Origin of the sequence: Curvibacter microcysteis, assembly GCF_028649455.1 — a bacterium.
GTDB lineage: Bacteria > Pseudomonadota > Gammaproteobacteria > Burkholderiales > Burkholderiaceae_C > Curvibacter > Curvibacter microcysteis.
In genome coordinates this window covers 536,990-561,625 of record NZ_JAQSIO010000004.1, presented here as the reverse complement: position 1 = coordinate 561,625, position 24,636 = coordinate 536,990, and the positions used below count along the sequence as shown (strand labels likewise).

19 protein-coding genes are annotated in these 24,636 nt (G+C 64.5%); 14 read left to right on the top strand and 5 right to left on the bottom strand.

Annotated elements, in window-relative coordinates:
* The first annotated feature begins 28 nt into the window (after positions 1-28).
* The 7 genes from PSQ39_RS14035 (at position 29) to PSQ39_RS14005 (ending at position 8,804) form a co-directional block, all read left to right on the top strand.
* Positions 29-1,825 (top strand): acyl-CoA dehydrogenase C-terminal domain-containing protein, encoded by a 1,797-nt coding sequence (locus PSQ39_RS14035; RefSeq protein WP_273927434.1) that lies wholly within the window; start codon positions 29-31, stop codon positions 1,823-1,825.
* Positions 1,826-1,866: 41 nt separating this feature from the next.
* The gene (locus PSQ39_RS14030; protein WP_273927433.1) at positions 1,867-2,298 is read left to right on the top strand and encodes a DUF2147 domain-containing protein; all 432 of its coding nucleotides are present in this window, start codon (positions 1,867-1,869) and stop codon (positions 2,296-2,298) included.
* A 50-nt stretch (positions 2,299-2,348) separates the two neighbouring features.
* The gene (locus tag PSQ39_RS14025) at positions 2,349-4,748 is read left to right on the top strand and encodes a 3-hydroxyacyl-CoA dehydrogenase/enoyl-CoA hydratase family protein (protein WP_273927432.1); all 2,400 of its coding nucleotides are present in this window, start codon (positions 2,349-2,351) and stop codon (positions 4,746-4,748) included.
* A complete protein-coding gene (locus PSQ39_RS14020) occupies positions 4,748-5,272 on the top strand; it encodes a DUF4442 domain-containing protein (protein ID WP_273927431.1) in 525 nt (174 codons plus the stop codon). Before PSQ39_RS14025 ends, PSQ39_RS14020 begins: the two co-directional genes overlap by 1 nt.
* Positions 5,273-5,284: 12 nt before the next feature.
* Positions 5,285-6,484: an acetyl-CoA C-acyltransferase gene (locus PSQ39_RS14015; RefSeq protein ID WP_273927430.1), complete on the top strand. Its 1,200-nt coding sequence runs from the start codon at positions 5,285-5,287 to the stop codon at positions 6,482-6,484.
* 635 nt (positions 6,485-7,119) lie between these two features.
* Positions 7,120-7,947: an acyl-CoA thioesterase gene (locus PSQ39_RS14010; protein ID WP_273927429.1), complete on the top strand. Its 828-nt coding sequence runs from the start codon at positions 7,120-7,122 to the stop codon at positions 7,945-7,947.
* A gap of 89 nt (positions 7,948-8,036) precedes the next feature.
* Positions 8,037-8,804, top strand: a complete 768-nt coding sequence (locus tag PSQ39_RS14005; RefSeq protein WP_273927428.1) for an enoyl-CoA hydratase — start codon at positions 8,037-8,039, stop codon at positions 8,802-8,804.
* A gap of 33 nt (positions 8,805-8,837) precedes the next feature.
* Here the strand turns inward: PSQ39_RS14005 and PSQ39_RS14000 are convergent, their stop codons facing one another.
* On the bottom strand, positions 8,838-9,755 hold the full coding sequence (locus PSQ39_RS14000) for a YicC/YloC family endoribonuclease (RefSeq protein WP_273927427.1): 918 nt from the start codon (positions 9,753-9,755) through the stop codon (positions 8,838-8,840).
* A 71-nt stretch (positions 9,756-9,826) separates the two neighbouring features.
* Between PSQ39_RS14000 and PSQ39_RS13995 the strand changes: the two genes are divergently transcribed.
* The 5 genes from PSQ39_RS13995 (at position 9,827) to hemW (ending at position 14,477) form a co-directional block, all read left to right on the top strand.
* Entirely contained in the window at positions 9,827-10,837 is a 1,011-nt protein-coding gene (locus PSQ39_RS13995) for a serine/threonine protein kinase (RefSeq protein ID WP_273927426.1), read from the top strand.
* Positions 10,834-11,736, top strand: coding sequence for a PP2C family protein-serine/threonine phosphatase (locus PSQ39_RS13990; protein ID WP_273927425.1), 903 nt, complete (start codon positions 10,834-10,836; stop codon positions 11,734-11,736). Before PSQ39_RS13995 ends, PSQ39_RS13990 begins: the two co-directional genes overlap by 4 nt.
* Before the next feature lie 136 nt (positions 11,737-11,872).
* A complete protein-coding gene (gene rph / locus PSQ39_RS13985; protein WP_273927424.1) occupies positions 11,873-12,619 on the top strand; it encodes a ribonuclease PH in 747 nt (248 codons plus the stop codon).
* 35 nt (positions 12,620-12,654) lie between these two features.
* Positions 12,655-13,269, top strand: coding sequence for an RdgB/HAM1 family non-canonical purine NTP pyrophosphatase (gene rdgB, locus PSQ39_RS13980; RefSeq protein ID WP_273927423.1), 615 nt, complete (start codon positions 12,655-12,657; stop codon positions 13,267-13,269).
* A 29-nt stretch (positions 13,270-13,298) separates the two neighbouring features.
* Positions 13,299-14,477 carry a radical SAM family heme chaperone HemW gene (hemW, locus tag PSQ39_RS13975; protein ID WP_273927491.1) on the top strand — a complete coding sequence of 393 codons (1,179 nt, stop codon included), beginning with the start codon at positions 13,299-13,301 and terminating at the stop codon, positions 14,475-14,477.
* On the opposite strand, the gene PSQ39_RS13970 is transcribed toward hemW, so the two are convergent.
* A complete protein-coding gene (locus tag PSQ39_RS13970; RefSeq protein ID WP_273927422.1) occupies positions 14,460-14,915 on the bottom strand; it encodes a DUF2177 family protein in 456 nt (151 codons plus the stop codon). The genes hemW and PSQ39_RS13970 overlap by 18 nt on opposite strands.
* A 280-nt stretch (positions 14,916-15,195) precedes the next feature.
* Between PSQ39_RS13970 and PSQ39_RS13965 the strand changes: the two genes are divergently transcribed.
* Entirely contained in the window at positions 15,196-17,433 is a 2,238-nt protein-coding gene (locus tag PSQ39_RS13965) for an NADP-dependent isocitrate dehydrogenase (protein WP_273927421.1), read from the top strand.
* Between the two features lie 131 nt (positions 17,434-17,564).
* Here PSQ39_RS13965 and PSQ39_RS13960 read toward each other — a convergent pair whose 3' ends face one another.
* Both PSQ39_RS13960 and PSQ39_RS13955 read right to left on the bottom strand, forming a co-directional pair.
* Entirely contained in the window at positions 17,565-19,025 is a 1,461-nt protein-coding gene (locus PSQ39_RS13960) for a flavin-containing monooxygenase (protein WP_273927420.1), read from the bottom strand.
* A gap of 107 nt (positions 19,026-19,132) precedes the next feature.
* On the bottom strand, positions 19,133-20,404 hold the full coding sequence (locus PSQ39_RS13955; RefSeq protein ID WP_273927490.1) for a Glu/Leu/Phe/Val family dehydrogenase: 1,272 nt from the start codon (positions 20,402-20,404) through the stop codon (positions 19,133-19,135).
* A 281-nt stretch (positions 20,405-20,685) separates the two neighbouring features.
* On the opposite strand from PSQ39_RS13955, the gene PSQ39_RS13950 reads away from it, so the two are divergent.
* Positions 20,686-21,492: an N-acyl amino acid synthase FeeM domain-containing protein gene (locus PSQ39_RS13950; RefSeq protein ID WP_273927419.1), complete on the top strand. Its 807-nt coding sequence runs from the start codon at positions 20,686-20,688 to the stop codon at positions 21,490-21,492.
* On the opposite strand, the gene PSQ39_RS13945 is transcribed toward PSQ39_RS13950, so the two are convergent.
* Complete coding sequence (locus PSQ39_RS13945) at positions 21,486-24,425, bottom strand: putative bifunctional diguanylate cyclase/phosphodiesterase (protein ID WP_273927418.1); 2,940 nt, start codon at positions 24,423-24,425, stop codon at positions 21,486-21,488. The genes PSQ39_RS13950 and PSQ39_RS13945 overlap by 7 nt on opposite strands.
* Positions 24,426-24,636 lie beyond the last annotated feature (211 nt).

The following is a 24,636-nucleotide window of genomic DNA, read 5'->3' as shown; positions in this document are numbered from 1 at the left end:
TCCCATCGATCTGTCTAGGAGACATTCCATGCCTACTTACAACCCCCCCCTGCGTGACATGCAATTCGTGCTGCATGAAGTGCTCAAGGTCAGCGACGAGTTCAAGGCCCTGCCCAAGCATGCCGAGATCGATGCGGACACCATCAACGCGGTGCTCGAAGAAGGCGGCAAGTTCGCCGCCGAAGTCACCTTCCCGCTGAACATCAGCGGCGACACCGAGGGCTGCGTGCTCGACAAGAGCACCCACGAAGTCAAGACCCCGACGGGCTTCAAGGATGCGTATGCCAAGTACGTCGAAGGCGGCTGGGCGGCCCTGTCCTGCGACCCCGAGTACGGCGGCCAAGGCCTGCCCTTCGTGGTCAACCAGTGCTTCTACGAGATGATGAACTCGGCCAACCAAGCCTGGACCATGTACCCGGGCCTGAGCCACGGCGCCTACGAAGCCCTGCACGCGCACGGCACCGACGAGCAAAAGCGCCTGTACCTGCCCAAGCTCACCAGCGGTGAATGGACCGGCACCATGTGCCTGACCGAACCGCATTGCGGCACCGACCTGGGCTTGCTGCGCACCAAGGCTGAACCCCAAGCCGACGGCAGCTACAAGATCACCGGCAACAAGATCTTCATCAGCGCCGGCGAGCACGACATGACCCCCAACATCGTGCACCTGGTGTTGGCGCGCCTGCCGGACGCTCCGGCCGGCAGCAAGGGCATCAGCCTGTTCGTGGTGCCCAAGTTCCAGGTCAATGCCGATGGCAGCCTGGGTGAGCGCAACCCGATCTTCTGCGGTGGCCTGGAGCACAAGATGGGCATCCACGGCAATGCCACGGCGCAAATCGTCATCGACGGCGCGGTCGGCACCCTGGTCGGCCAGCCCAACAAGGGCCTGGCCGCCATGTTCGTGATGATGAACGCCGCCCGCCTGGGCGTGGGCAACCAGTCGCTGGGCCTGACCGAAGTGGCCTACCAGAACGCGCTGGCCTACGCCAAGGACCGCATCCAGATGCGCTCGCTGACGGGCACCAAGGCCAAGGACAAGCCGGCCGACCCCATCATCGTGCACCCCGACGTGCGCAAGATGCTGTTGACCGCCCGCGCCTACGCCGAAGGCGGCCGCGCCATGGCTTGCTTCTGCGCCGTGCTGCTGGACAAGGAAATCAACCACCCCGACGAAAAGGTGCGCAAGGACTCCGCCGAAATGGTGGCCCTGCTGACCCCCATCGTGAAGGCCTTCATCACCGACAACGCCTGGGCGGCGACCACCGCCTGCCAGCAAGTGTTTGGTGGCCACGGCTACATCAAGGAATGGGGCATGGAGCAGTTCGTGCGCGATGCCCGCATCAACATGATCTATGAAGGCACCAACACCATCCAGTCGCTGGACCTGCTGGGCCGCAAGATCCTGGGCAACAACGGCGCTTCGCTGAAGAAGTTCGGCAAGCTCGTGGCTCAACTGGTGGAAGCCGAAGGCGTCAACGAGAAGATGGCCGAGTTCATCAACCCGCTGGCCTACCTGGGCGACCAGATGACCAAGTTCACCACCGAAATCGGCTTCAAGGGCTTCCAGAACCCCGACGAAGTGGGCGCTGCCGCCGTCGACTACCTGCGCGTCGCCGGCCACCTGGTGTTCGCCTACTTCTTTGCCCGCATGGCCTCGGTGGCGCTGAAGGAAATCGCGGCTGGCAACACCGACCCGTTCTACCAGGCCAAGCTGCAAACCGCGCGCTTCTACTTCGCCAAGCTGTTCCCTGAAACCGCTTCGCTGATGCGCACCGCCCGCAGCGGCTCCAAGGTGTTGATGGACACCGACGCCGTGTTCGCCTGATCCGCGTGACGTCAACGCCCCACCTCATGCAGGAGATCTCCATGATCAAGTCTTTCTGGGCCACCAGCCTGCTGTTGCTCAGCAGCCTGGCCTGCGCGCAAAACAGCCCGGTGGGCTTGTGGCGCAGCGTGGACGACGGCACCGGCGAAGCCAAGGCCGAGATTCGCATCGTCAGTGAGCCTTCGGGTCAGCTGACCGGTCGCATCGACAAGGCCCTGGTGCAAAAAGGCAGCCCCAACTGCAACGTCTGCACGGACGACCGCAAGGACAAGCCCGTGGTGGGCCTGGACATCATCCGTGGCGTGCGCAAGACCGAGGGCAAGGACGTGTGGGAAAACGGCCGCATCCTGGACCCGGAAAACGGCAAGGAATACACCGTGCGCCTGACGCCTCTGGAGGGCGGCAAGCAACTCCAGGTGCGGGGCTACATCGGCGTGTTCTACCGCACCCAGGTCTGGCAACGCATCGAATAAGGCCACGGGCGCAGCGGGTCTGCGCCCCTTTGTCCTGAACAGGAAAACTCATGAACCGATTTCAAGTGAAAAAAGTCGCCGTCCTCGGCGCAGGCGTGATGGGCGCGCAGATCGCCGCCCACCTCGTCAATGTCAAAGTGCCCGTGGTGCTGTTCGACCTGCCGGCCAAGGAAGGTCCCAAGAACGGCATCGTGAGCCGGGCCGTGGATGGCCTGAAAAAGCTCAAGCCCTCGCCCCTGGGTGTGGCAGATGACGCCGTCTTGATTGGCCAGGCCAACTACGAAGAGCACCTGGACCAGCTGCGCGACTGCGACCTGATCATCGAGGCCATTGCCGAGCGCATGGACTGGAAGCGCGACCTGTACGCCAAGATCGCGCCCTTTGTGGCGCCGCACGCCATCGTCGCCTCCAACACCTCGGGCCTGTCGATCACGGCCCTCAGCGAGGCCTTGCCCGAATCCATCAAGCCGCGTTTTTGCGGCATCCACTTCTTCAACCCACCGCGCTACATGTACCTGGTGGAGTTGATCGCCACCCCCACCACGGAGCCCCACATCCTCGACCAGTTGGAGAGCTTCGTCACCAGCGGCCTGGGCAAGGGCGTGGTGCGTGCCAAAGACACGCCCAACTTCATTGCCAACCGCGTCGGCATCGCCGGCATGCTGGCCACCATGAAGGAAGTCGAGAACTTTGGCTTGACCTACGACGTGGTCGATGACCTGACCGGCAAGAAGCTCGGTCGCGCCAGTTCGGGCACTTTCCGCACCGCCGACGTGGTGGGCCTGGACACCATGGCCCACGTCATCAAGACGCTGCAAGACAACCTGACGCTGGACAGCGACCCCTTCTACGGCAGCTTTGGCACGCCCGATGTGCTCAAGAAGCTGCTTGAACTGGGCCACCTGGGCCAGAAGACCAAGGCCGGCTTCTTCAAGAAGGTGGGCCGCGACGTGCTGCGCTTCGAGCTCGAGAGCGAAGACTACGTCCCCGCTGGCCAGAAGGCCGACGAGGTCTATGGCCGCATGCTCAAAAAGCCGGCCGCCCAGCGCCTGGCCCTGCTGCGCAACGCCGAAGGCCCGCAAGGCCAGTTCCTGTGGGCCATTCTGCGCAACAGCTTCCATTACGCCGCCGTGCACCTGGCCAGCATCGCCGACAACGCCCGCGATGTGGACCAGGCCATGCGCTGGGGCTTTGGCATGAAGCAAGGCCCGTTCGAGCTGTGGCAGGAAGCCGGTTGGTTGCAGGTCGCGCAGTGGATCAACGAAGACATCGCCGCGGGCAAGACCTTGTGCAACGCGCCGCTGCCCGCCTGGGTGTTCGAGGGCCCGGTGGCCGAAGCCGGTGGCGTGCACACGCCGCAGGGTTCGTTCAACCCCAGCACCAACACGTTTGAGCCGCGCCGCCAACTGCCGGTGTACGCGCGCCAGCACTTCCCCGAAGCCCTGCTGGGCGAGGGCGCGGTGACCTTCGAGACCGCAGGCAAGACCCTGCATGAAGACGAAGCCATCCGCCTGTGGACGCTGGACGACGAGGTCCTGATCGCCAGCATCAAGAGCAAGATGCACGCGATTGGTCCGGGCGTGGTCGAGGGCCTGCAACAAGGCATCGAACTGGCCGAGCAACAGTACAAGGGCTTGGTGATCTGGTCGGGTGACGAGCCCTTCAGCGCCGGCGCCGACCTGCAGTCCATGCTGCCGGCCTTCATGATCGCCGGGGTCGACGCCATTGAAGGCGCCGAGCACGAGCTGCAGCAGCTGATGCTGCGCCTGCGCTATGCCGGCGTGCCCGTGGTGTCGGCCGTGCGTGGCCTGGCCCTGGGCGGCGGCTGCGAGCTGGCCGTGCACTCGGCACGCCGCGTGGTGGCGATGGAAAGCTACATCGGTCTGGTTGAAGTCGGCGTGGGCCTGGTGCCCGGCGCCGGCGGCCTGACCTACATCGCACGCCGTGCCGCCGAAAACGCGGCCACCTCCACGGGCAAGGACTTGCTGCCCTTCCTGACCGAGGGCTTCACCGCGGCTGCCATGGCCAAGGTGGGCACCAGCGCGCTGGAATCGCGCAAGCTGGGCTACCTGCTCGACAGTGACGTCATCGTGCCCAACAAGGACGAGCTGCTCTTCGTCGCCCTGAACGAGGCCAAGTCGATGTTCGACGGCGGCTGGCGCGCGCCTCTGAAGCGCCAGTTCCCGGTGGCGGGCCGCAGCGGTGTGGCCACCATCAAGGGCTCTCTGGTCAACATGCGTGACGGTGGCTTCATCAGCCAGCACGACTTCCACATCGGCAGCCTGATTGCCGAGGTGGTGTGCGGTGGCGACGTGGACGCCGGCACCCTGGTCAGCGAGGAGTACCTGATGGCGCTGGAACGCAAGGCCTTCTGCTCGCTCATCGTCCACCCCAAGACGCAGGAACGCATCATGGGCATGCTCTCGACCGGCAAGCCGGTGCGCAACTGATGAGCCCGGTGACTGCGCTGGAACGCGCGCCCAACAAGCTGCAGCGCTCGCTGATGCGCCTGGACGAAGCCCCGGCCTTCATGCGGGGCTGGGTGCAGAACATCATCCTGCGCCGCGCGGTGCCCTTCACGGGCACGGCGGGCCTGCGCTTCATCTCGCTGAGCACCGACCGGGTCGAAGTGCGCGTGGCCAATGAGGCGCGGGTGCACAACCACATCGGTGGTGTCTACGCCTCAGCCATGAACCTGCTGGCCGAAACGGCCACCGGCATGGTCATTGGCATGAATGTGCGCGACGACTGCACGCCGCTGGCCAAGTCGCTGTCCATGCGCTTTGTGCAGCGCGCCAGCGGCGGCTTGAAGGCCGTGGCCACGCTCAGCCCAGAGCAGGCCGCCTACATGCAGGCCAATGAAAAAGGCGAGTTGAGCGTGGCGGTCACCGTCACCGACGACACCGGCGCCGAGCCGGTGCAATGCGAATTTGTCTGGGCCTGGGTTCCCGCCAGCCGCCCGAAAAAGAACTGAAGGAGTTTCACCATGGCCCACCCCATCCAGGACGCCTACATCGTTGCTGCCACGCGCACGCCCATCGGGCGTTCGCACCGCGGCTTCTTCCGCAACACCCGGCCCGACGATCTGCTGGCCACCACCCTGAAGGCCGCCCTGGCCCAGGTGCCGGACCTCGACCCGGCCAGCATCGAAGACATCATTTGCGGCTGCGCCATCCCCGAAGCCCAGCAAGGCCTGAACGTGGCCCGCGTGGCGGCCGTGCTGGCGGGCCTGCCCACCAGCGTGGGGGGCATCACCGTGAACCGTTTCTGCGCCTCGGGCCTGTCTGCGGTGCAGATGGCCGCCGACCGCATCCGCGTTGGCGAGGCCGAGGTGATGATCGCCGCGGGCGTTGAAAGCATGAGCATGGTGCCCATGATGGGCAACTCGCCCTCGCTGTCGCCCAGCATCTTCGAGCGTGATGGCGACGTGGGCATTGCCTACGGCATGGGCCTGACCGCCGAGAAGGTGGCCCAGCAATGGAAGGTCAGCCGCGAAGCGCAAGACGAGTTCGCGCTGCAGTCGCACCTGAAGGCCCTCAAGGCCCAGCAGGCCGGCGAATTCACGGCCGAAATCACCCCCATCGAGGTGACCGAACGCCGTCCCGACCTGGCCACCGGCGAGGTCAGCCTGAAGACCCGCACCGTGAGCCTGGACGAGGGCGCCCGCCCTGACACCACGCTCGAAGGCCTGGCCAAGCTCAAGACCGTGTTCGCTGCGCGCGGCTCGGTGACGGCGGGCAACAGCTCGCAAACCTCGGACGGCGCCGGCGCGCTGATCCTGGCCAGCGGCAACGCGGTCAAGCGCTTCGGCCTCAAGCCGCTGGCGCGCTTTGTCAGCTTCGCCAGCAAGGGCGTGCCGCCGCACATCATGGGCATCGGCCCGATCGAGGCCATTCCTGCCGCGCTGCGCTATGCGGGCCTGAAGCAAGACGACATCGACTGGTTCGAGCTGAACGAGGCTTTTGCCGCGCAATCGCTGGCCGTCATCAACACCCTGGGCCTGGACCCGGCCAAGGTCAACCGCATGGGGGGCGCCATCGCCCTGGGCCACCCGCTGGGCGCCACGGGCGCGATCCGCTCGGCCACCGTGGTGCATGCGCTGCAGCGGCACCAGTTGAAGTACGGCATGGTGACGATGTGTGTGGGCATGGGGCAAGGCGCCGCCGGCATCTTCGAACGTTGTTAACTGGCTACCGGATGGGCGCCATGCGTCGTTGGGCGGTGCTCGGAATCCTCACGTACAGGAAGTACGTTCCGGTTCCTGCGCTCCGTCCGCCTAGCCTGGCACCCATCCGCTACGCCCTCGAGGCCGCTGTTGGGGGGCTGGCTACCGGATGGGCGCCATGCGTCGTTGGGCGGTGCTCAGGATCCTCACGTACAGGAAGTACGTTCCGGTTCCTGCGCTCCGTCCGCCTAGCCTGACACCCATCCGCTACGCCCTCGAGGCCGCTGTTGGGGGGCTGGCTACCGGATGGGCGCCATGCGTCGTTGGGCGGTGCTCGGAATCCTCACGTACAGGAAGTACGTTCCGGTTCCTGCGCTCCGTCCGCCTAGCCTGACACCCATCCGCTACGCCCTTCAGGCTGTCGCGGGGGGCTTGCGGCGCGATGGGTGCTTTTTCGGGCGCTTGGCTGGGGCGCAGCGTTTTTTGGGTGAGTCCGCCTCGGTTGCTGTGCTCCGTCCGGCTGACCTGAAACCTATCCGCTACGCCCCTGAGTGCGGGGTGGGCGCGGGTTCCGGGGCAGGTCGGCTCTGCTCGGCTTAACATCCGGCGTCGCCAATTCGACTGTCTGTTTTTTGAACCTGTCTGACACTGCACGCATGAGCTCACATCCGCTTGATACCGCGCTGAAACTGGCGCCCTCGGCTTCGGCTGCAGGGCATTACACGGGGCAGTCCAGCCCGGCCTACTGGAACATGGTGGGCCCATTTGGTGGGACCACCGCGGCGACGCTGCTGGAGGCGGTGCTGCGCCACCCCGACCTGCTGGGCGAGCCGCTGTCGCTGACGGTCAATTACGCGGGCGCGGTGAGTGCGGGTGAGTTCGAAGTGCAGGCGCAACCGGTGCGCACCAACCGCTCGACCCAGCACTGGGTCATCACGCAATTGCAAAAAGACGCCGATGGCCAGCCGGTGGTGTGCACCACGGCCACGGCCGTGACGGCGGCGCGGCGCGAGACCTGGAGCGTGTCCGACGCGCCCATGCCCCAAGTGCCCCCACCCGAGGAAGTGCCCCGCCTGGACCTGGCGCGCGCCGTGGAGTGGATCAACCGCTATGAGATGCGGCCGGTGGCCGGCGTGATCCCGCAGCAGTGGGACGGCTCGGGCGACAGCAGCCTGTCCCAGCTGTGGATGCGCGACCAGCCACCACGCCCGCTCGACTTCTGCGCTCTGGCGGCCATGGCCGACATCTTCTTTCCCCGCGTCTGGCTGCGCCGCGCCACCCGGGTGCCCGCAGGCACGGTGTCCATCACCACGTATTTCCATGTGGGCCTGGCCGAACTGGCCGCCACAGGGCCCGGCTATTTGCTGGGTCAGGCCCGCGCGCAAGAATTCCGCAACGGCTTCTTTGACCAGACCGCCCAGCTCTGGAACCAGGCGGGCCAGTTGCTGGTCAGCACCCACCAAGTCGTGTACTTCAAGGAGTGAGTGGCCAGGCGCGGCCCCTCGGTCGCTGGCCTGCTGTTGCTCGTTCCTGCCCGATTCACCCCCACCCCACTCACATCCAAGGAGGCCGCATGAGCCAAGACATCCTGGTCCACACCGAAGCCGGTGTCACCACCATCACCCTGAACCGCGTCGACAAGAAGAACTCCATCACCTCAGCGATGTACGCCAGCATGGCCGACGCGCTGGTGGCCGCTCAGGCGGACGCAGCGGTGCGTGTGGTGGTGTTCCAGGGCGACCTCACCATCTTCAGTGCCGGCAACGACATTGGTGACTTCCTGAACAAGCCGCCCGCGGGCATGGACTCGCCGGTGTTCCGTTTTCTGCACGGCCTGGCGGCCTTCCCCAAGCCGGTGGTGGCGGCGGTCTGCGGTCCGGCCGTGGGCATCGGCACGACCATGCTGTTCCACTGCGACCTGGTTTACGCGGGTGACAACGCGGCGTTCTCGATGCCTTTTGTGAACCTGGGCCTGTGCCCGGAGGCCGCCTCCAGCCTGCTGGTGCCGCAGATGCTGGGTTACCACCGCGCTGCCGAGGCGCTGCTGCTGGGCGAGCCCTTCATGGCCGAAGCCGCCCTGGAAGTCGGCCTGGTCAACCGCGTGGTGCCGCCGACCGAAGCCAATGGTGTGGCGCAGTTGGTAGCCAAGAAGCTGGCGGCCAAGCCGCTGAGCTCCTTGATCGAGACCAAGCGCCTGATGAAGGGCGGCCAAGCCGCCTTGGTGGCCCAGCGCATGACGGAAGAGGGCGCCAGCTTTGGCCGCATGCTGCAAGAGCCGGCAGCCAAGGAGGCCTTCACGGCCTTCATGGAAAAGCGCCGCCCCGACTTCTCGGGCCTGTGAGGTCCGTGGCCCCAGGCGGGGCCACGGTGCAGATCACTCGATGTTCTGCACTTGTTCGCGCATTTGCTCGATCAGCACCTTCATGTCCACGCTGATGCGCGTCAGCTCCATGGCGGCGGATTTGGAGCCCAGGGTGTTGGCTTCGCGGTGCAGTTCCTGGATCAGGAAGTCCAGGCGCTTGCCCAGCTCGCCCCCCTTGCTCAGCAGGCGCTCCAGCTCGTCGAGGTGGGAGTCCAGGCGGGTGATTTCTTCGGCCACGTCGATGCGGATGGCAAAGGCCGTGGCTTCGGACAGGGCCCGGTCCTGAGCGGCTTCGGGGGCGGTGGCGCCCTCGGCCAGGTTCATGGCCTCTTTCCAGCGCTCGAGAAAACGCTGACGCTGCTGTTCCACCAGTTGGGGCACCAGCGGCACGGCTTGGGCGGCCAAGGCGCGCAGTTGGGCGATGCGGTCCAGCAGCATGGTCGACAGGCGAGCGCCTTCGCGCTGGCGCGCCGCCATCAGCTCCTTGATGGCTTTGGCGGCCAGGGCTTGAATTTGCTCGCCCGTGGTTTGCACGGTGCCCGCCTCGCTGCCCCCCAGTCGGATGACGTCGGCCACGCTCAGCGGCGCGGCCTGGGGCAGCCAGGCGCGGATGTTGTCCTGCATGGCATTGAGTTTTTGCAGCTGGCGCGTGGTGGGCTCTTTGAGGCCTCCGCCGTTTTCCTGCTCCAGGGCGGCGCGCACTTCCACCTTGCCGCGTTTGAGCTTGGCGTTCAGCAGCTCGCGCAGGGCGGGCTCATGCTGGCGCAGCTCTTCGGGCAGGCGAAAGCTCAGGTCCAAGAAGCGGCTGTTGACCGAGCGGATTTCCAGCCCGATGCGGGTGGCGCTGGCGCTTTTGGCGTCGCCGCCGGTCTCGGAGGGGGCCACTTCCTGTTGGGCAGTGGCGTAACCGGTCATGCTGTAAACTGGCATTGGACTTTTTCACGTAACTTCAATACTGCGGATTATCCCGCCTGGATGCTCTGCCGTCCCGTCTCTCACCCATGTCGAAGGTCAAACCGGCGCCACTCCCACCAGATACCGTGATCGGTGGCTACCGCGTGGTGCGACGCCTCTCTGCGGGCGGCTTTGGTGTGGTCTACCTCTCCTTGGACATGGAAGGGCAGCAGGTCGCGGTCAAAGAGTACCTGCCGTCTTCGCTGGCCACGCGCGCCCCGGGCGAGTTGCTGCCCAAGGTGCAGGCCGACAAGTTGTCTTTGTACCGGCTGGGTTTGAAGAGTTTTTTTGAAGAAGGTCGTTCGCTGGCGCAAATCTCCCACCCCTCGGTGGTGAGCGTGCTGAACTTCTTCCGTGAGAACGAAACCGTCTACATGGTGATGAACTACCTGGAGGGCGCCACCCTGCAGGACTTCATCATCACCGCGCGCGACTTGAAGACGCAAAAGGTGTTCCGCGAGTCCACCATCCGCTCCTTGTTTGACGAGGTGCTGCGCGGACTGCGCATCGTGCACCAGCACAAGATGCTGCACCTGGACATCAAGCCCGCCAACATCTTCATCACCGATGACAACAAAGCGGTGCTGATCGACTTTGGCGCGGCGCGCGAAGTGCTGTCCAAAGAGGGTAACTTCATCCGCCCCATGTACACCCCTGGTTTTGCCGCCCCTGAGATGTACCGGCGTGACGCCTCCATGGGCCCCTGGACCGACATCTACGCCATCGGTGCCTGCATCTACGCCTGCATGCAGGGCTACCCGCCCAACGAGGCGCCGCAGCGGCTGGAAAAAGACCGGCTCTCCTTGGCCTTGTCGCGTTTGCGCGGGGTGTACTCGGACAACTTGATCGAGGTGGTCGAGTGGTGCATGGCGCTGGACCCCTTGTCGCGCCCGCAGTCGGTGTTCGCGCTGCAAAAAGAGCTCAGCCGCGAAGGCGAGCGCCGCTACACCAAGCTGACCGTGGGCGAGAAGGTGCGCCTGCAGTTCGACACCCTGGTGTCTGACACGAAGAAGAAGACCGGGCGTGAGGCCACTGACATGGGGGCCAAACCCAAATGAAATTCTCCGTTTTCCAGGTCAGCCGCCGAGGTGGCCGAGAAAAGAACGAAGACCGCATGGGCTACTGCTACACGCGGGATTCGGCCTTGTTCGTGCTGGCCGACGGCATGGGCGGGCACCCGGAGGGCGAGGTGGCGGCGCAACTGGCGCTGCAAACCATCTCGGCTCTGTTCCAGCGCGAGGCCAAGCCCCGCTTGGCCGATGTGAGCGAATTCCTGTCCAACGCGCTGATGGCCGCGCACCAGCAGATCCTGCGCTACGCGGCCGACCAGGGCATGCTGGACACACCGCGCACCACCCTGGTCGCAGGGGTGCTGCAAAGCGGCAGCGCCAGCTGGGTGCATTGCGGTGACTCGCGCCTTTACCTGGTGCGCGACAACGAGCTGCTGACCCGCACCCGCGACCACTCCTACATGGAGCACCGCACCCCCGGTTTGACTTTGCCCGACCGCGTCAACCGCAACGTGCTGTTCACCTGCCTGGGGTCGCCCACCAAGCCGGTGTTCGATTTGGCCGGCCCAGCCTTGCTGCAGCAGGGTGACAAGATTTTGCTGTGCTCGGACGGCTTGTGGGGCAGCGTCAGCGAGGATGAAATCGTGCACCAGCTCAGCCGGGCTCCGGTGGCTGAAGCCGTGCCTGAGTTGGTTGAGTCCGCCCTGCGCAAGGCCGGTGATAACAGCGACAACGTCACGGCCGTGGCGCTGGAGTGGGAGACCCCCGACACCTTCGAGTCCACCCGGGGCATCTCCACCGACAGCATCCATGAAGGGGTGTTCGCCTCCACCATCCAGTCGGGCGTGCTCGACAACCTGGTGGACGACCTGGACGACGCGGCCATCGAGCGCTCGATTGCCGAGATCAACGAGGCCATTCGGCGTTCGGCAGCGCGCAAGAACTGAGTTGGGGGCTGCTGCGGTCGAGCCGCCGTCCCCTGGCCTCGCTCGGCGGCTGGCCCCGGAGAGGGCGCTTGCCCACCGCTTGGCGGGCGCCACCGCACAGGCTCTGCAAGAGCTCCATTGAAGACAGGATGAACCCATGACCACCCCCATCGCCTCCGCTTTTGTCCGCAGCCAGCAACGCACGGCCAAGCAATTGCGCCCAGTGCGCCTCACGCGCCGCTACACCATGCATGCCGAAGGCTCGGTGCTGATCGAGTTCGGTCACACCAAGGTCTTGTGCACCGCCTCGGTCGAAGAAAAAGTCCCGGGCCACCAGCGCGGCACCGGTGCTGGCTGGGTCACCGCCGAATACGGCATGCTGCCGCGCGCCACCCACACGCGCAGCGACCGTGAGGCGGCGCGTGGCAAGCAAAGCGGCCGAACGCAAGAAATCCAGCGCCTGATCGGCCGCTCCCTGCGTGCGGTGTTTGACCTGCAATTGCTCGGCGAACGCACCCTGCACCTCGACTGCGACGTGCTGCAGGCCGATGGCGGCACCCGCACCGCGGCCATCACGGGCGCTTTTGTGGCGGCTCAAGACGCGGTCAACGGCTTGCTGGCCGCGGGCAAGATCACGGCCTCGCCCATCCGCGACCACGTGGCGGCCATTTCGGTGGGCATCGTGCAAGGCACGCCCCTGCTCGACCTCGAGTACACCGAAGACTCGGCCTGTGACACCGACATGAACGTGGTCATGACCGGTGCGGGACACTATGTGGAAGTGCAGGGCACGGCCGAAGGCGTGGCCTTCACCCGCCACGAGATGGACCAGCTGCTGGCCCTGGCCGAGTCAGGCATCGCCGAGCTGGTGCAACTGCAAAAGAACGCTTTGGCGGCGGCCTGATCCGACGCCTTTTTGACCCCTGATGTGAGAACCCGATGAAACTGGTCCTGGCCTCCAACAACCAAGGCAAGCTCGCCGAGCTGCAGGCCTTGTTCGCCCCCTTGGGCATTGCGCTCCTGCGCCAAGGTGAACTGGGCATTCCCGAAGCGGCCGAACCCTTTCGCACCTTTGTGGAAAACGCCCTGGCCAAGGCCCGCCATGCCGCTCAGCACAGTGGCTTGCCCGCGCTGGCCGACGATGCCGGCTTGTGCGTGGACGCTTTTGGCGGTCTGCCCGGCGTGGACACGGCTTATTACGCCACCCAGTTCGGCTACCCCAAGGGCGACGACCACAATGTCCGCGCCCTGCTGGAGCAAATGAAGGGCCAGAGCCAGCGCCGTGCGGCCCTGGTCAGCACCCTGGTGGCCGTGCGTTCGCCTGAAGACCCCGAGCCGCTGATTGCCGTCGGCCGCGCGGTGGGCCAGATCACGCAGGAGCCGGTGGGTGACAACGGTTTTGGTTTTGACCCCGTGATGTTCATACCCGAGTTCGGCCAGACCTTTGCCCAATTGCCCACCGAGGTCAAGAACGCCAACAGCCACCGAGGCCGCGCCGCGCAGCAGATGCTGCAGTTGATGCGCGAGCGCTGGCTGCCGGAGGGCTGCCTGTGAGCAGCGCCCCGCTCGACCCCCAGCACTACATGCGTCCCGGCACCCTGAGCCTGAGCGCCTTGCCGCCGCTGTCGTTGTATGTGCACCTGCCCTGGTGCCTGAAGAAGTGCCCTTACTGCGACTTCAACTCGCACGAGTTCAAGGGCGATGACGGCCAAAGCGCCTCGCCGCCCGAGCAACGCTACCTGGCCGCGCTGATGGCCGACCTCGAGGCCTCGTTGCCCTTGATCTGGGGCCGTTCGGTGCACAGCATCTTCATTGGCGGGGGCACGCCCAGCCTGTTCTCGCCCGAGGCCATTGACCAGCTCATCAGCGGTTTGCGAGCGCGCCTGCGCCTGGAGGCCGACTGCGAGATCACCCTGGAAGCCAACCCCGGCACCTTTGAGAAAGACCGCTTCCGCGCCTTCCGCCAGGCCGGCGTGACGCGCCTGTCGGTGGGGGTGCAGAGCTTCAACGACGGCCACCTGCAGGCTTTGGGTCGGGTGCACAACCGGGCCCAGGCCTTGGCCGCGGTGGAAGAAGCAGCGGCCTCGTTTGACACCTTCAACCTGGACCTGATGTACGCCTTGCCCGGGCAGGACCTGGCCGGCTTGGCACAGGACCTGGACACGGCGCTGGCGCTGGCGCCCCCGCACCTGTCGGTCTACCACCTGACCATCGAGCCCAACACCTACTTTGCCAAGTTCCCGCCCGTGGTGCCCGAGGACGACACCGCCTACGCCATGCTGGACTTGATCACCGAACGCACCGCCTTGGCCGGCCTGGGCCGCTACGAGGTGTCGGCCTATGCCAAGCCTGGCCATGGCTGCTTCCACAACACCAATTACTGGCAGTTTGGCGACTACCTGGGCATTGGCGCGGGCGCGCATGGCAAGCTGAGCTTTGCCCACCGCGTGCTGCGCCAGGTGCGGGTGCGCGAGCCGCGCCTGTACATGGAGCGCGCCCTGGCGGGCCAGGCCATCGCGCAGGAAAACGAGGTCAAGCGCAGCGAGCTGCCGTTTGAGTACATGCTCAATGCCTTGCGCTTGCGCGAGGGTTTTGCCTTGCAAGACTTCAGCGACCGCACCGGCCTGCCGCTGAGCGCCATCGCCGCTGGTCTGGACGAGGCCGAGCGCAAGGGCCTGATCGAGCGCGACTTCGCGCGCGTCAAACCCACCGAACGCGGCTTTGACTTCCTGAGCGACCTGCAGTCACTGTTCCTGGCCTGAGCGGCTCAGGCCCAGGCCCTGCGCCCAGTAGCCCAGCGTGGCCAGGGCGGCCGACAGGGCCGTGCCCCACAGCAGGTCGATCAGGCTCAAGCCCAGCGGCCAATCGCGCAGCGTGGCCAGGTTGCTGAGGTCGTAGGTGCCGTAAGCCATCAAGCCCATCAGCGCCCCCCGCAGCGCGGCCACCCGGACGTGGGCCGGGCGCGGCCCCAGGCACAGCGTGACCAGGCCCGCCGGGTAGCCCAGGTAAAACAGGGCGGCCGGGCCCCAGCGCACCGGGCCCAGCCAGGGCTGCAGCACCTGGTACAGGTCCCCGCTGGCCCAGCCCAGCCACAGGCCGTCCAGCACGCACAGCCCCAGCAAGGCGGCGCCGTAGGCGCGCAGCCAGCGTTGGAGGGGGCGAGGGCCTGGGCCGTTCAGCACGGTGTTGTCTTGCGTCATGGTCTTTCCAGTGAGGTGCCGCCCTGGCCGTGCAGCATGGCCTTGGAGCGGTGAATGCGGGTCGTCCGCCTTGCTGTCGGGCGGCGATCGGGGGATGATTTGCGCTGCCTGGCCCCCGGTCACCCCAGCCCGCGTCGGGTCGGTTTTTGCATTGTAAAATCGCGTTGCAAAAATCAGCTTGGGGTCAGACGACCGCAAGCAAAATCAGGCAATATCCAAGCATGACTGCCGGTCTGAGAACCAGCCGACGGCCTTTCATTACCCATTCTTGAGATCAGCGATGAGCACGCAGCAACCCACCATCATCTACACCCTGACCGACGAAGCACCGCTGCTGGCGACCAGTGCTTTCCTGCCCATCATCCGCACCTTCACCGGCCCGACCGGCATCCAGGTCACCACGGCTGATATCTCGGTGGCTGGCCGTATTCTGGGCGAGTTCCCGGAGTTCCTGAGTGAAGACCAGCGCGTGCCCAACACCCTGGCCGAGCTGGGCAAGAAGACGCTGCAGCCCGACGCCAACATCATCAAGCTGCCCAACATCAGCGCCTCGCAAAACCAATTGGTGACGGCGATCCGCGAACTGCAAGCCAAGGGCTACAAGCTGCCGGACTTCCCGGAGCAACCGCAAACCGAAGAAGAAAAGGCCATCCGCCTGCGCTACAACAAGTGCCTGGGCTCGGCTGTGAACCCGGTGCTGCGTGAAGGCAACTCGGACCGCCGCGCGCCCAAGGCCGTCAAGGAATACGCCCGCAAGAACCCGCACAGCATGGCCGAGTGGAGCCAAGCTTCGCGCTCGCATGTCTCGCACATGCACGCTGGCGACTTCTACCACGGCGAAAAGTCCCTCACCCTGGACCGCGCCCGCGATGTGAAGATGGAGCTGATCACCAAGAGTGGCAAGACCGTCATCCTCAAGCCCAAGGTCTCCCTGCTCGACCGTGAAGTCATCGACAGCATGTTCATGAGCAAGAAGGCGCTGGTCGAGTTCTACGAAAAAGAAATCGAAGACGCACACAAGACCGGCGTGATGTTCTCGCTGCACGTGAAGGCCACCATGATGAAGGTGTCGCACCCCATCGTGTTCGGTCACTGCGTGAAGATCTTCTACAAGGATGCGTTCGAAAAGCACGCCAAGCTGTTTGAAGAACTGGGCGTGAACGTGAACAACGGCATGGCCAATCTGTACGACAAGATCGCCACCCTGCCGCAGTCCAAGCAAGACGAAATCAAGCGCGATCTGCACGCCTGCCACGAGCACCGTCCGGAGCTGGCCATGGTCGACTCGGCCAAGGGCATCACCAACTTCCACTCGCCCAACGACGTGATCGTGGACGCCTCCATGCCCGCCATGATCCGCAACGGCGGCAAGATGTGGGGTGCTGACGGCCGCCTGAAGGACGTCAAGGCTGTGATGCCGGAGTCGACTTTCGCCCGCATCTACCAAGAAATCATCAACTTCTGCAAGTGGCACGGCGCTTTCGATCCGAAGACCATGGGCACGGTGCCCAACGTGGGTCTGATGGCTCAGCAAGCCGAAGAGTACGGCTCGCACGACAAGACTTTTGAAATCAGCGAAGACGGCGTGGCCAACATCACCGACCTGGCCACTGGCGAAGTGCTGCTGAGCCAGAACGTGGAAGCCGGCGACATCTGGCGCATGTGCCAGGTCAAGGACGCCGCCATCCGCGACTGGGTCAAGCTGGCCGTCACCCGCGCCCGCAATTCCGGCATGCCGGTGGTCTTCTGGCTGGACTCTTACCGTCCGCACGAAGCCCAGCTCATCACCAAGGTCAAGATGTACCTGCATGAGCACGACACCACGGGTCTGGACATCCAGATCATGAGCCAAGTGCGCGCCATGCGTTACACCCTGGAACGCGTCATCCGCGGTCTGGACACCATCAGCGCCACGGGCAACATCCTGCGCGACTACCTGACCGACCTGTTCCCCATCATGGAACTGGGCACCTCGGCCAAGATGCTGTCGGTCGTGCCTTTGATGGCAGGTGGCGGCATGTACGAAACCGGCGCTGGCGGCTCGGCTCCGAAGCACGTGCAACAGCTGGTGGAAGAGAACCACCTGCGCTGGGATTCGCTGGGCGAGTTCCTGGCCTTGGCCGTGAGCCTGGAAGACCTGGGCATCAAGACCGGCAATGCGCAAGCCAAGGTGCTGGCCAAGACCCTGGACGCCGCCACCGGCAAGCTGCTGGACAACAACAAGAACCCGTCGCCCAAGACCGGTCAGTTGGACAACCGTGGCAGCCAGTTCTACCTGGCCCTGTACTGGGCTCAGGAGCTGGCCGCGCAGACCGAAGACGCAGCCCTGGCCGCCAAGTTTGCACCGTTGGCCAAGGCCCTGGCCGATGGCGAACAAGCCATCGTGGCCGAGCTGGCCGCTGTGCAAGGCAAGCCGGTCGACATCGGTGGTTACTACAAGCCCGACTTCGACAAGCTCGACACCGTGATGCGACCGAGCGCGACCCTGAACGCCGCGCTGGCCACCGTCAAGGCCTGAGGCTGCCCCCCGCCTGGACCCGCCGCTGGCGGGGCCAGGTTGCAAAGCCCCTGAAATCCGCCCTGGTGGCGGGTTTTTTCATGGGCGTTGCATTGGGGGATGCGGGGTCGCTCGGGGGGCCCTTCACCCCGTCAGGAAAAACGCAGCACCCCATCGTTGAGTCGGCCCCAGCGCAGGCTCAGCAGCTCGTGCAGGTAGCTTTGCCGCACGCGCCAGGGGCTGTCGTGACCCTGGCGGGGGAACTGGTCCAGCGAGCGCAGGATGTAGCCCGAGCTGAAATCGGCCCAGCCTGCAGTGGCCGGCCAGGGCGTCGGGATGGGGGCCATGCAGCGGTTGAGCTGCTGCTGGTGCATGTGGCGCAGCAGGCGACAGGCGTACTGGCTGACCAGGTCACTGCGCAGCGTCCAGGCGGCGTTGGTGTAGCCCATCACGTACACCAGGTTGGGCACACCAGCCAGCATCAGGCCTCGGTAGCTGAGGCTCTGGCCGGGGTGGATGGCCTGGCCGTTGACCTCCAGTTCAATGCCCCCAAAGGCCAGCAGTTCCAGCCCGGTGGCGCTGACCACCACATCGGCTTCCAGCGTTTGTCCGCTGCGCAGCTGCAGGCCGTGGGCGGTGAAGGTGGCGATCTCGTCGGTCAGCACCTGGGCCTGGCCCCGGCGCAGCACCTTGAACAGGTCGCCGTCAGGTACCAGGCACAGGCGCTGGTCCCAGGGGGCGTAACGCGGGCTGAAGTGGCGCTCCACATCAAAGTCAGGCCCCAGGGCGTGGCGCACGCCTCGCTGCAACAGGGTGCGCAGGCGTTGCGGGCGCCGCCGGGCCAGGCGGTAGATGTACTGGCCCAACAAGATGTTTTTCCAGCGCGTCAGACCGTGGGCCAGGCGCGCGGGCAGGTGGCGCTGCAAGGCCTGGGCCATTCGGTCCACCGAGGGCCGCGACACCACATAGGTCGGTGACCGTTGCAGCAGCGTGACCTGGGCGCCTTGCTGCGCCAGCGCGGGCACCAGGGTCATGGCGGTGGCTCCACTGCCCACCACCACCACACGCTGGCCCCGCACGGCCAGGTCGGTTGGCCAGTGCTGCGGGTGCACCAGGCGGCCTTCAAACTGCGCCTGGCCCGGGAAGTCGGGTTGGTGCCCCTGGTCATAGCGGTAGTAGCCGCAGGCCAGGATCAGGAAGCGGCAGCGCCAGTGGCGTGGCGGAGCGTCTTCTGTGGCGTGGACATCCACATGCCAGACCCCGTCGTCGTCACGCCAGCGGGCACGGCGCACGCGCTGGCCGTAGCGCATGTGAGGCGCCAGGCCGTGCTCGGCCACGGTGTCCTGCAGGTAGCGCAGGATGGCTGGGCCACTGGCGATGGCCTGGGCGTCGGTCCAGGGTTTGAAGCGGTAGCCCAGGGTGTGCATGTCCGAGTCGGAGCGCACACCCGGGTAGCGGAACAGGTCCCAGGTGCCGCCCAAGGTGTTGCGCGCCTCCAGCAAGGCCCAGCGCTGCCCGGGGCTGGCCTGCTGCAGGTGCACGGCGGCCCCGATGCCGGACAGACCGGCCCCCACGATCAACACATCCCAGTGGTCTGCCCCTTGCTCTGCCATGTGCGCGCTCCCCCAGGAAGGCGCCATCGCCTTCGTGGGGTCCATTGCAGCGGCAGTGCCTGGGCTTGGCAAGCCCTTTCAGAGCCCCGGGCGCGGAGCGGTCCGCCTCAGGGGTAGAGACCGCGCTCTTGGCGAGCGGTCAGGATGCGTTCACATGCGACGGCGAAGGTGGCGGTCCGCAGGGTGATGCGGTGCTTGTCGGCGGTGTCCCAGATCTGGTTGAGCGCATTGACCATGATGCGGTCCAGGCGCTGGTTGATCTCGTCCTCGTCCCAGAAGAAGCTGGAGAAGTCCTGCACCCACTCGAAGTAGCTGACCGTCACGCCCCCGGCATTGCAGATCACGTCGGGCACCACCAGCACGCCGCGGCTGGCCAGGATGTCGTCGGCCTCGGGCACGGTGGGGCCGTTGGCGCCTTCGAGCACCAGGCGGGCCTGGATGCGCTGGGCGCGGCTGGCGGTGATCTGGCCTTCCAGGGCCGCCGGGATGAGGATGTCGGTCTTCAGGTCCCAGAAGTCTTCGTCACCAATGCGGTCGCCGCCGCGGAAGCCCGCCACGCCGTTTTGCTTGGCGTGCGGGATCAGCTGCGTCAGGTCCAGGCCATGGGCGTTGTAAATCGTGCCGGTGTGGTCTTGCACTGCCACGATGCGGGCACCGGCTTCGGCCAACAGTTCAGCCGCGATCGAGCCCACATTGCCAAAGCCTTGCACGGCCACGCGGGCACCCTTGAGGTCCAGCCCAATGCGGCGTGCGGCTTCACGACCGGTGACAAACACGCCGTGTCCCGTCGCCTTGACCCGGCCCAGCGAGCCGCCCAGGTGGATCGGCTTGCCCGTGACCACGCCGGTGGCGGTGGCGCCGGTGTTCATGGAGTAGGTGTCCATCATCCAGGCCATGATTTGGGCGTTGGTGTTCACGTCCGGGGCCGGGATGTCCTGCTGCGGGCCAATGATGACGCCGATCTCGCTGGTGTAGCGGCGCGTGACCTTTTCCAGCTCTTTTTGCGACAGCAGTTTGGGGTCGACACGGATGCCGCCCTTGGCGCCGCCATAAGGCAGGTTGACGGCCGCGCACTTGACGGTCATCCAGGCCGACAGGGCCATCACTTCTTCCAGTGTCACCTCGGGGTGGAAGCGCACGCCGCCCTTGCCGGGGCCGCGCGACAGGTTGTGCTGCACGCGGTAGCCCTCGAAGTGGGCGATGCGGCCGTCGTCCATCTCAATGGGAACGTCCACGATCAGGGCGCGCTTGGGGCGCTTCAGGGTCTCGGACCAACGGGCCAGATCGCCGAGGTAAGGCAGGACGCGGTCGACTTGCGACAGGTAAGTGCCCCAGGGGCTGGTGACGCTGGGCTGAACGTAAGACAGGTTCGACTTCATGGACTTCTCGCGGCTGATGAACATGGCCGAACGTTACGCCTGCCTTCTCGTGCTTGCCATGGGTTATGCGCGCCGTGACAAGGGTTATGCGGGGCGCGTCATGCCGTTGCCGCAAGGGGTTATGCACGGGACGAAGGGGATGGGTTTGTGCACAGCATGCGCTTGACTGAGCGCGTGAAAAGGCGCGCTTTTAGGTCCGTTTTCACGTATTCCGCCTGGGGGTAAATCTCTAGAGTGGTCACTCAAACCACTTACCTCCCACCTACCCACAGGAGTACCTCATGGCTGCCGTTTTGACCCCGTTCCTCGAGTCGGACATTCACTTAAGCCCACCGCGCGCAGGCCAGGCGGTCCGTCCGTCCAGCAGTGTTGTCTCCCTGGTGGAGGAGCGTTTGCCTTTCACGGTGCGGGTCGTGTCCAACGAGCAACAACTGGCCAAGGCGGTCTCGATTCGCCATGCGGCCTATGCCCGTCATCTGCCTGATTTCGCGGAATCCTTGAAGCGGCCTGAGCGCTCTGATTTCAGTGACGATTCCGTCATTTTGCTGGCCGAGTCCCGCCTCGATGGCTCGCCCTTGGGCACCATGCGCATCCAGACCAACCGGCACGAGCCGCTGCCCCTGGAGCAGTCGGTGGATTTGCCTGGGTGGTTGCAAAACGGTGGCGTTCTAGCCGAAGCGGTGCGACTTGGCGTCACAGAGGGTGTGCAAGGCCTCTTGGTCAAGACGGTTTTATTCAAGGCGTTCTTTCAGTTTTGCGAGCGCTTTGGCATTGATTGGATGGTGATCGCTGGACGTTCACCGCTGGACCGCCAGTACCGGCGCCTCATGTTCCGGGATGTCTATCCAGACCTCGGACCCGTCCCGCTGCGCCATGCTGGCAACATCCCGCACCGAGTGATGTGCTTTGAGGTCGGGACCGCCCGCACGTTACCCAATGCAGAGCAGCATTCCTTTTATGACTTCCTGTTCCGCACTCACCACCCTGACATCGAGTTGGAGGCTCCGGCCTTGCAGACCATATCGGCCTTCATGCCGATCCCCGTCGCAGGCGCGGTAGGCCGCACATCGGCCACACCACTTCAGTGAAATTTAGGCAGGAGAAGGCCTTGCGGCTGGCCTTCTTGGTGGCTCAAATAGCTCTTGAGTGCAGGATCTTGGATGAAGTCGGCGGCCGAGTGCTTCTCCAGGATCCGTGCTGGCGCTTGTGAACGAGCGATGGCAAAGCCTTGCACGTAGTCAACACCGATCTCGGTCAGCGTTTGGACGGTGGCCGCATCTTCTGCCCATTCGGCAATGGTCTTCATGCCCAGGTTCCGGGCCAGGTTGACGATGGCCTCCACAATCGCGATGTTGGCCGGGTGTTTGTTCATGTTCACAATGAAGCTGCCATCGATCTTGAGCAGATCCGCAGGCAGGTCCTTCAAGTACGAGAACGAGGTGTAGCCAGCGCCAAAGTCGTCAAGGGCTACTTTGGCGCCCACGGCCCGCACGCCGTCAATGAAGCGACGGGTGTTTTCCAGGTCATGCAAAGCGATGCTTTCCGTGATCTCCAGGCACAGACGGCTGGCGATGTCGCGGTGGCGGTGCAACAACTCGAAGACGTCTTGGACAAAGCGTTCGTCATTGAGTGAGGCGCCACTGAGGTTGACGCAGACAAAGAGCGTCTTGTGGAGTTCTGGCAGGTGGGCACTCAGCCAATTAAGTGTCTCCGAAATCACCCATCGGTCGATCACCCCCATGCGCCCGCTGAATTCTGCGGCTGCAATCAATCGTGGCGTGGGCACCAATTCACCCGCAGCGTCACGGGCTCGCAACAGGACCTCAAAGTTGAGCGTCTGATACGGTTCAGACAAAGACATGATGGGCTGCATTTCAAGGTACAAGCCCTCTGGTGCACCCGAGGTGGCAGACAGTTGTTCCACCAACTTCATTTCTGCCTCGTGCTCGAGGAAGATCCTCGAATGCCGTTCGAACACCACCAGGTGATCGCCGCCGCTGGCTTTGGCATCCCGGCAAGCACGGTCGGCGGTTGAGATGGCGTCCTTGTAGGCAGTCCCAGGAGCGACCTCGATCAGGCCAATGGACCCGCGCACCTGAAACGCACGATCGCCGACCTTGATGGGGCGTGTCCGGATGCTGTTGACCATGCCTTGGCAGATCAACGTGGCATGAGAAGCCCTGGTTTGCGGAATCACCAACAGGAACTCATCTCCGCCCACCCGGCCCAATTGCATGTCACCGGACAGCAGGTTGCTCAGGCGCTGGCTGATTTGGCGCAACACCTCGTCCCCCGCTGCGTTGCCATAAATGTGGTTGATCAGCTTGAACCGATCCAGATCGATGAAGGCGACCGATACCTGGCCCCGGGCTTGGGGATCCGACAGAGCGGCTTCCAGTGCTTCATGGATGCCGCTGCGGTTGAGCAATTTGGTCAGCGGGTCGTGGTGGGCGAGGAACTGCAGGTGGGCCGTGGCACGGGCCCGCTCTGTGATGTCTTCCAAAGACCCCTCGATCCGGTCTCGCGCCAGAGTGGCTTTCACCAGGAATTTGTTGGAGCTGGGATTGCGACTGTCTCGTCGGCTCTCAATCTCCAATTCGGCACCCACTTGAGTTCCCACCATGTGGGTCAAGCGCAGCCAAGAGTCAGGGCTGAAGTAACTGGTCCATTGGTTGCTGCCTGGTTCCAGCAGGGCCGGGCCCAGCAAAGCCATCATGGCTGGATTGGCACTCAGGAATTGGCCCTCCAGGTCCAGTGTGAACAAGCCAATCGGGATCACCTCGAAGGTGTGTTGCAGAGCGGCTTGCGCTTCTTGCCTTTGTCGGTTTTCCTGTCGCATTTGCGCTGCGATGGCCAGCGAGGCCAGCAGGCTCGAGGACAAGGCGGCAGTCACACTGTTGACGGTACCCAGCAAGGATTTTTGGCCCAACGCTGCCGAGGCAATTTCATACAGGCTGGCCACCAGCGTGATGGCAATCGAAGCGCTGTACCACAGCACCACGGGGGTGCGGGAATAGGTCAGCACGCGCAGCAAGAGGTACAGCAGCGCTGCTCCGCACAATGTCGTGCTGACCCACACCAAGGGCAGAAAATGCTCGAACGACATGAAGGTCGACAGCAGCAGCAAGGGCAGGCATACCAGCTGAATCAACCGGATACGCCCTATCTGTCGGGTGGCCACCAACTCCTGACGCAGCAGGTTGCTGAACAGGGTCACGCCGACCACGAAAAATAGGGTCACGGTCAACAGGCGGCTGCGTCCGATCAAATCGGGAGGAATCATGCGTTCCAGCCAAGCCAAGTCCCAGCCTGCGGACAGAGAGGCCATGCGCAGATTGATGACCAGCCAGACGGCGAACAGCAGATGCAGGTGACTGCGCGTGAGGGCCGCTGTGATCAGGATGAACACGGCTAAGACCAGCAGACCGCCATTGAGCAAGCCCGAGTTGTGCTCGAATTCACGCACGGCCACGGTCCAGGCGGACTGGTGCCACAACTGTGCGGTCAGTTTGGCGGGACCGACGAAATCGACCTGGCACAGCAATTGGGTGTTGGCGCTTTGATCACTCAATTGCAAGGCAAAGCCGCCTCTCGAGCTGACCATGTTGCCCACGCTTGCATGGTGAGAGGCCCTGCCGAGCAAGTTCATGGAGCGGCGGTCCCAGCAAGTGATCTGGCTGGCATGGCGCGACGGGAACTCCAGGGTCCCCGGCCCGAGGCTGCCGCGCACCGGGATGTCCAACTGGAACCAAACGGGGCGCTCGGACAAATGCGTGTCGTACAGCGAGGTCTCTGTCTGTTGGCTCAATTGCTTGAGCGCTTGTTCCTGGTTCCAGGCAGTGTCGGCTGCAGCCACTTTGAAGCGCAAGGACTCGCTGTTGGATTCCGGGTAGATGTGAGGCCAGAAGACCAACGCCCACGCCGAGAACATCAGCACGCCAAGAGGCAGCACGTAGATGGACAGTGCCAGTAAGAACCGGTCAAGCCAGTGATCAGTGCGGGTCGAGTCGGATAAGGCCACGTCTTGGGATATGCCACATAGACCCAGGCCACTGGCAGTGCTTGACCACAGCTGCCTGCCTCGGATCGAAAGTTGTAAATTGACTGAGCAATTATGAGGGGATTGTTGCCATGGCAATCATCAAATTGAGGGATTCCCCCTTTCGATGAAGTTGATGTTGGTGCTTTACCAACGAGGGCGGCCTGTTCCCTGAGCCGCGCCCGCGCCTCCC